The sequence below is a fragment of the Bacillus sp. B1-b2 genome, from assembly GCF_009183415.1.
Lineage (GTDB): Bacteria > Bacillota > Bacilli > Bacillales > Cytobacillaceae > Niallia.
On record NZ_WEHU01000022.1, the window covers coordinates 65,945 to 72,138 of the forward strand.

The 6,194-nt window shown below is 35.3% G+C and carries 7 protein-coding genes and 1 rRNA gene; 6 read left to right on the forward strand and 2 right to left on the reverse strand.

The features are described 5' to 3' along the window. The first annotated feature begins 14 nt into the window (after positions 1-14). From F9279_RS18585 to F9279_RS18600, 4 genes are all read left to right on the forward strand, one after another. A complete protein-coding gene (locus tag F9279_RS18585) occupies positions 15-1,280 on the forward strand; it encodes a glutamate-5-semialdehyde dehydrogenase (protein ID WP_152115750.1) in 1,266 nt (421 codons plus the stop codon). A gap of 192 nt (positions 1,281-1,472) precedes the next feature. Further along, positions 1,473-1,913, forward strand: a complete 441-nt coding sequence (locus F9279_RS18590) for a DUF2521 family protein (protein WP_152115752.1) — start codon at positions 1,473-1,475, stop codon at positions 1,911-1,913. 157 nt (positions 1,914-2,070) lie between these two features. Further along, complete coding sequence (cwlD, locus tag F9279_RS18595) at positions 2,071-2,790, forward strand: N-acetylmuramoyl-L-alanine amidase CwlD (protein WP_152115764.1); 720 nt, start codon at positions 2,071-2,073, stop codon at positions 2,788-2,790. Between the two features lie 116 nt (positions 2,791-2,906). Continuing rightward, positions 2,907-3,935, forward strand: coding sequence for an Mrp/NBP35 family ATP-binding protein (locus F9279_RS18600; protein ID WP_152115754.1), 1,029 nt, complete (start codon positions 2,907-2,909; stop codon positions 3,933-3,935). 46 nt (positions 3,936-3,981) lie between these two features. Here the strand turns inward: F9279_RS18600 and gerD are convergent, their stop codons facing one another. Together gerD and pdaB are read right to left on the reverse strand one after the other, a co-directional pair. Next, positions 3,982-4,554 (reverse strand): spore germination lipoprotein GerD, encoded by a 573-nt coding sequence (gerD, locus tag F9279_RS18605; RefSeq protein WP_152115756.1) that lies wholly within the window; start codon positions 4,552-4,554, stop codon positions 3,982-3,984. A 123-nt stretch (positions 4,555-4,677) separates the two neighbouring features. Continuing rightward, a complete protein-coding gene (gene pdaB, locus F9279_RS18610) occupies positions 4,678-5,427 on the reverse strand; it encodes a polysaccharide deacetylase family sporulation protein PdaB (protein WP_152115758.1) in 750 nt (249 codons plus the stop codon). Positions 5,428-5,589: 162 nt separating this feature from the next. On the opposite strand from pdaB, the gene F9279_RS18615 reads away from it, so the two are divergent. Together F9279_RS18615 and F9279_RS18620 are read left to right on the forward strand one after the other, a co-directional pair. Next, positions 5,590-5,823: a hypothetical protein gene (locus tag F9279_RS18615; RefSeq protein WP_152115760.1), complete on the forward strand. Its 234-nt coding sequence runs from the start codon at positions 5,590-5,592 to the stop codon at positions 5,821-5,823. A 265-nt stretch (positions 5,824-6,088) separates the two neighbouring features. After that, positions 6,089-6,194: ribosomal RNA gene (locus F9279_RS18620) — 16S ribosomal RNA — on the forward strand; the annotation flags it as partial.

Sequence of the window (6,194 nt, forward strand, 5' to 3'; positions counted from 1 at the left end):
GAGGAGGCGGATGGATGACTACAACGGTCGATCATAACCAAACAGTGGAAGAGCAAGCAATTGCGGCAAAAAAAGCTGCAAAATCACTTAGTATTCTAAAAACGGCTGATAAAAATGGAGCTTTGACTATAATAGCTAATGAGTTAGAAAATAATATAGCTTATATCTTACAAGCAAATGAAAAAGATTTGGAAAACGGTAAACAGAGGGGATTTGAGCAAGCCTTTATGGACCGGTTAGCTCTTGATGACAATAGAATTAAGGCTTTTGCTGAAGGGCTTCGAGTAGTAGCAGATTTACCTGATCCAATAGGAGAAGTTTTATCAAACTGGACATTGGAAAATGGCCTTAAAGTAGAAACAGTACGCGTTCCTCTCGGTGTTATTGGAATGATTTATGAAGCACGCCCTAATGTGACTGTTGATGCAACAGGTTTAGCACTAAAGTCAGGAAATGCCATTATTTTAAAAGGTGGATCTTCTGCCATTCATTCTAATTTGGCTATTGTGGAGATTATGCACAAGGCATTAGGCAAAACAGAAATTCCAAAAGAGGCTGTTCAATTTATCGCTTCTACAAATAGAGAAGCAACAAAGCAGCTATTTACGATGAAAGAGCATATTGATGTACTTATCCCAAGAGGAGGCGGATCGCTTATTCAAACAGTGGTCGAAAATGCTACGGTTCCAGTACTAGAAACTGGTGTAGGAAACTGTCATCTCTATATAGATAAAGAGGCGGATTTGAACATGGGATTGGATATTATGGTTAATGCCAAAACGGATCGACCAGCAGTATGTAATGCCGCAGAAACATTAATCATTCATCAGGACTTCCTAAATCAATATCACTCAGAACTTGCACAAACACTGTCAGATAATCGAATTGTAGTTCATGGTGATGAATATGCATGCAATCTATTGCCTGATTGTATTCCAGCAACGGAAAAGGACTGGGCTGAAGAATATTTACGGTTAGAAATAGCAGTCAAAACGGTTAAGAATCTGCAAGAAGCAATTGACCATATCGACCAGTATGGAACAAAGCATTCCGAGGCAATCATTACGGAGAATCAAGAAACAGCGAAGAAATTTATGCAATTAACAGATGCGGCAGCTCTTTATCATAATGCCTCTACAAGATTTACAGATGGAGGAGCATTAGGTTTTGGTGCAGAAATAGGCATATCCACTCAAAAACTTCACGCAAGAGGACCAATGGGGCTTCCTGCTTTGACGACGGTGAAATATATGATGAGTGGAAACGGGCAGATTAGATAAGAGTAGATTTCTCATTTATGAGTTCCTCTACAAAATTGCTTCAAACTAAGATAATATACTATCAGTAAGGAATAGCTGGTAATAAAGTACAGTGTTAGCAACTATTCTTTAAAATGGATAGTAAAAGAGAGTTAATATGCAGTATGTCCTCTTACCGTTAGTTGAAAAATAGAGGTAAGAGGTGAATACAAATTGGCAGTGATCACAAGTTTTGATATAAAAAAACGAGAAAAACAAATTAAATATGAGAAAGCTGTATTGAAGGAAATTTCACTGAAACAGCTAAAAGAAAAGGTAGCACGCTATTTTGGTTCATCTAATTTAACAAAAAGTGTGTTAATGAATCAGGGAATAGAAGAGGCTTGTTATGATGTAGCAATAGAGTCTTTTCTATTAGGCGCTAATTATAGTAAGTTTAGTGAATATGGTGAAGATATACAAGATATTAAAAATAGATGTTTAGATGAAGAGCGCCATTTAAAAGAAACACTTTTTCACTTTCTTCTTTATTGGGGTAGTGAAGAGAGTAATAAAGATGAGTCACTTTATTATTTAAGTGAGCAGTTTGTGGAAGAGTGGTGGATAGAAGGGTTTGAGAAGGCGAAGAGACGAAGAAAGCTTAAACTTCATTAAGGGTGGCATACCAGCCACCTTTTTCTAATTTCACTAACTTCCATGCAATCGAATATAGTTAGAGGTTTTTATAGATAGAAGGACTTGCTGTTCTAAATGCTCTGCTTGCCCCATATAGTATGAATAAGGACGGGCATAGGGGGGAATGAAGGACACCGTGAGTAAAAAATGGAAGATAAGTATATATATTATGGGGTTAGCACTCCTTTTCTTTATTTTGCAATTCGATTTTTCTGATGATGACTCTTGGGATGCATGGAATTTACCGTTAACAGGAAAAGTGATTGTAATTGATCCTGGCCACGGGGGACCAGATGGTGGAGCTGGTGATGAAGAGGTACTAGAAAAGGATATAGCGTTAAGTGTCTCCTTAAAGATTCGGGATTATTTGCAAGAACAAGGAGCCTTAGTCATTATGACCAGAGAAGTAGATAAAGATCTAGCAAGTGAAAGTACTCAAGGATATCGTAAAAGAAAAGTAGAAGATTTAAAAGAAAGATTGAACATCATTAATGATTCGAATGCTGATTTATTTTTGAGTATTCACTTAAATGCAATTCCTTCCTCGAAGTGGAGCGGTGCACAAACTTTTTATTCAAATAATGTAGAAGAAAATGAACGAGCAGCAAAATTTGTCCAAGATGAATTAATTGAAAATCTAGAAAATACGGAAAGAAAAGCAAAACCTTTGGAAAGTGTATACATACTTAAATATGCAGAGAAGCCAGGGGCATTAGTTGAGATAGGATTCTTATCTAATCCAGAAGAAAAAGCAAATCTTATGAATAATGAGTATCAAAATAAAATAGCTGCTTCCATCTATAAAGGGATAAATCGTTATTTTACGAGTGAAGAGGAACTGGAAGTTGAGGAATAGAGACATTATGTCTCTATTTTTTGTTTCTAGGAAATATAGGGACCAATCTTCAAAATGTAAACGATACCTATAATTGTGATATACTTTAATTAAGCTATTAGGAGGGGGATTGTGTCATGATTACAAAAGAAGAAATTGAGAGAATAGTGGAGAATATGATCGACCCTTTTTTACATAAATCGTTATTAGAATTGAGCGCAGTGAAGGATATAAAGTGGAATGCGGAAAAGATGCATGCGAGTTTAAAAGTTGGTGTAGCAAAATTAGGGTCTCCGTATCAAGTGGAGCTGCAAAACCAAATTGTTCGTGTACTAAAGGAAAAGGGAGTTAAGAGTGTAGGGTTGCGATTTACTGAACTTTCAAGTGCTTTAATAAATGAATTGCTGGAAGATTCCACTTCGTTACAACCAACATATATTGCGGTAGCAAGTGGAAAAGGTGGGGTTGGCAAGTCTACAGTGTCTGTAAATTTAGCAGTATCACTTGCTAGGTTAGGAAAAAAAGTAGGATTGCTTGATGCTGATATTTATGGTTTTAGTGTACCTGATATGATGGGAATAACAAGAAGACCTGAAGTAATAGATGAAAGAATTATCCCAGTAGAGAGGTTTGGAGTAAAGGTTATTTCTATGGGTTTTTTTGTAGAGGATAATACACCTATTATATGGAGAGGCCCCATGCTAGGGAAGATGCTGACAAGCTTTTTAGAAGATGTAGAATGGGGAGATCTAGACTATTTATTGTTAGATTTACCACCTGGTACAGGAGACATAGCTTTAGATGTACATAATATGCTTCCGACAAGTAAAGAAATTATTGTAACTACTCCTCATCCCACGGCTGCTTTTGTAGCTGCAAGAGCAGGTGCGATGGCTATTAAAACAGAGCATGAAATATTAGGTGTAATTGAGAATATGTCCTATTTCGAGAGTCAATTAACTGGGGAGAGGGAGTATGTATTTGGTAACGGAGGAGGGAAGAAGCTAGCAGAGGATTTAGAAGTACCTATGCTAGGGCAATTGCCGCTTGGACAACCAGATTGGGACAAAGAGGATTTTGCACCTTCTGTCTATCAAGAGACTCATCCTATAGGCCAGCATTACACAGAGGTAGCAAAAAAAATCGTAGATATATTAAAAATGTAGTGAACGAAATTAAGGTAAAAAAAGGTGATTTCAAGAAATCACCTTTTTATAATTGGGTGGTTATTTGTTCAGCTATGCCTGATGCCTCTTTAGCTGACTTATCTAGTAATTCTTGGAATTTTGACTTAAACTCGGGTGTTTCCATTGTTTCTTGTAACACTTGTTGTAAGTGTTCGCGATATTCTGTGCTTTTAAGAATATTCTTCACTTCTGTTTCTAGGGAAGGATCTTGTAATAATTCTATCATCATATTTCGATAATCTGGATCCTTCATTAAAGTTTTTATCAGCTTTTCATTTTCTGTCTTCATACTTTTGGCCATAGCTTCAGCGAATTGGGGATCCTTAAATTTTTCCTGCCAAAATTCAGCAGCTTTATCAGATATTAATGTATTTTCAATGGTAGTTTTAACTGATTCTTCATTCATAACTAAACTCTTTTTTATCTCTTCATCACCCATAACATCTCGTATGGCCTTTTTTCCATCATCAGTTTTTAATATATCGACTACCATCTTTTTTGTCTCGTCATAGTCCATCTGTTTAGCTGTTTCGCCTTCTGAACATCCACCTAGTATAACCAATAGTAAGAGGAGGCTAATACTGCGTTTTTTTAGCATAGGAATCCACCTTTGTATTAGGATATATCTAATTATTAGGATGGATTATTTTTAAATTTTTATGCCCATTATTAGAAAAGAAATAAAGCAAATGGTGAGTAAACACCATTTGCTTTTTAGACTTTATTTAACCTCTTCAGACTTAGACTCTGCATTAGTAATCATTTCTGAAACTGTAACAAGTTTAAGGTTCTTTTCATGTAAATCTTTTATAATCGATGGAAGAGCCTTCTCTGTTTGTTTTGCAGAATCAGAAGCGTGTAATAGTATAATATCTCCTTTTTTAGCAGAAGATACGTTTGCAATAATTTCTTTTGTGCCAGGATTTGTCCAATCCTTTGAATCAATACTCCAATGTACTAAGGAATAATGATATTGATTAGTAATAGTTAAGGTTGATTGATTAAAATGACCAGTAGGAGCTCTTGTGAGAGAAATGTTTTCAATCTTTAATTTCTCAAAGACAGTATTTGCTTTAGAAAGATCTTCTTTTATCTTCTCGTCTTTCACTTCTGAATAATCGACATAATCATAACCTAGAATTCCAATTTCATGACCCTCTTTGACCATTCGATTTACTAAGTCAGGATGTCTCTCAGCCCATGAACCAGCTAAGAAGAATGTGGCATTCGCTTTTTCTTCTTTTAATAAATTTAAGATAGGCTCTGCTTGTTTATCTCCCCAGCCTATGTTGAAGGTTAAAGCAACACCTTTTTCCCCTTTATAAATAGCTTTTGGACCATCTTTTGAAGAAAACACAGGAATCTGAGCTATGTTTTCGACATACAAAAACCATGCTGTAAAGAAGGATATCACAACAACTAATGCCACTTTCTTTAAAGATTTACTGTTAAGTACATAAAAATTTTTCATAATTATTGTCACCTCGTCCACTTTACTGCTCGTCTCATCATATGTTTCTCTTAGAAAAATAAGACCCAAATCTTATAAAAAATTTAAATCTGGTAAATAATACTGAGACCAAAGCACAGTTATATAAGACTATAAATATAAAGGCAGCTAGGAGGAATGTGCATGATGGGGTTAATTTTGAATGAAAGAGAAGTAAAAGAGATGGATTATTTATTGAAAAGAGAGTTAGATGAAATATTGTTAGATTTAGGCGATGAAAGAATAGATCAAACAGTAAAGAAAGCTATGATGGAACGATATAAATATCTTTTTTCTTTATTTAAAAGAATCGCATCACCAAAGGATTGTTTACGTTATATGCTAAAAGAAGATAAAGAACTAGGGAAAAAAATATAAATTATAATAAAAAAACTGTTGACGTTTATATTATATCTTGGTATATTAATAAGCGTCACTTCGACAAGAAATTAATACCAAGAAAAAGTCGTAAAAAAGTATTGACTCTTGTGCTTGAGTGTGATAAAGTAATTAAGTCGCTTATTGAGCGACATTGATATTGCTCTTTGAAAACTGAACAATAAACGTCAACAATAACCGTTCTTAAATGAACGGAAACAAGTAATACAAAAGCTAGAGTTTAGCAATGAGCTAATCTTACTCTTTATTGGAGAGTTTGATCCTGGCTCAGGACGAACGCTGGCGGCGTGCCTAATACATGCAAGTCGAGCGGACTTTAAAAGCTTGCTTTTAAAGTTAGCGGCGGACGG

Coding starts and splice junctions, on each gene's coding strand:
- F9279_RS18585 (WP_152115750.1), top strand. CDS start 15: ATGACTACAACGGTCGATCATAACCAAACAGTGGAAGAGCAAGCAATT.
- F9279_RS18600 (WP_152115754.1), top strand. CDS start 2,907: ATGATTACAAAAGAAGAAATTGAGAGAATAGTGGAGAATATGATCGAC.
- gerD (WP_152115756.1), bottom strand. CDS start 4,554: ATGCTAAAAAAACGCAGTATTAGCCTCCTCTTACTATTGGTTATACTA.
- pdaB (WP_152115758.1), bottom strand. CDS start 5,427: ATGAAAAATTTTTATGTACTTAACAGTAAATCTTTAAAGAAAGTGGCA.
- F9279_RS18615 (WP_152115760.1), top strand. CDS start 5,590: ATGATGGGGTTAATTTTGAATGAAAGAGAAGTAAAAGAGATGGATTAT.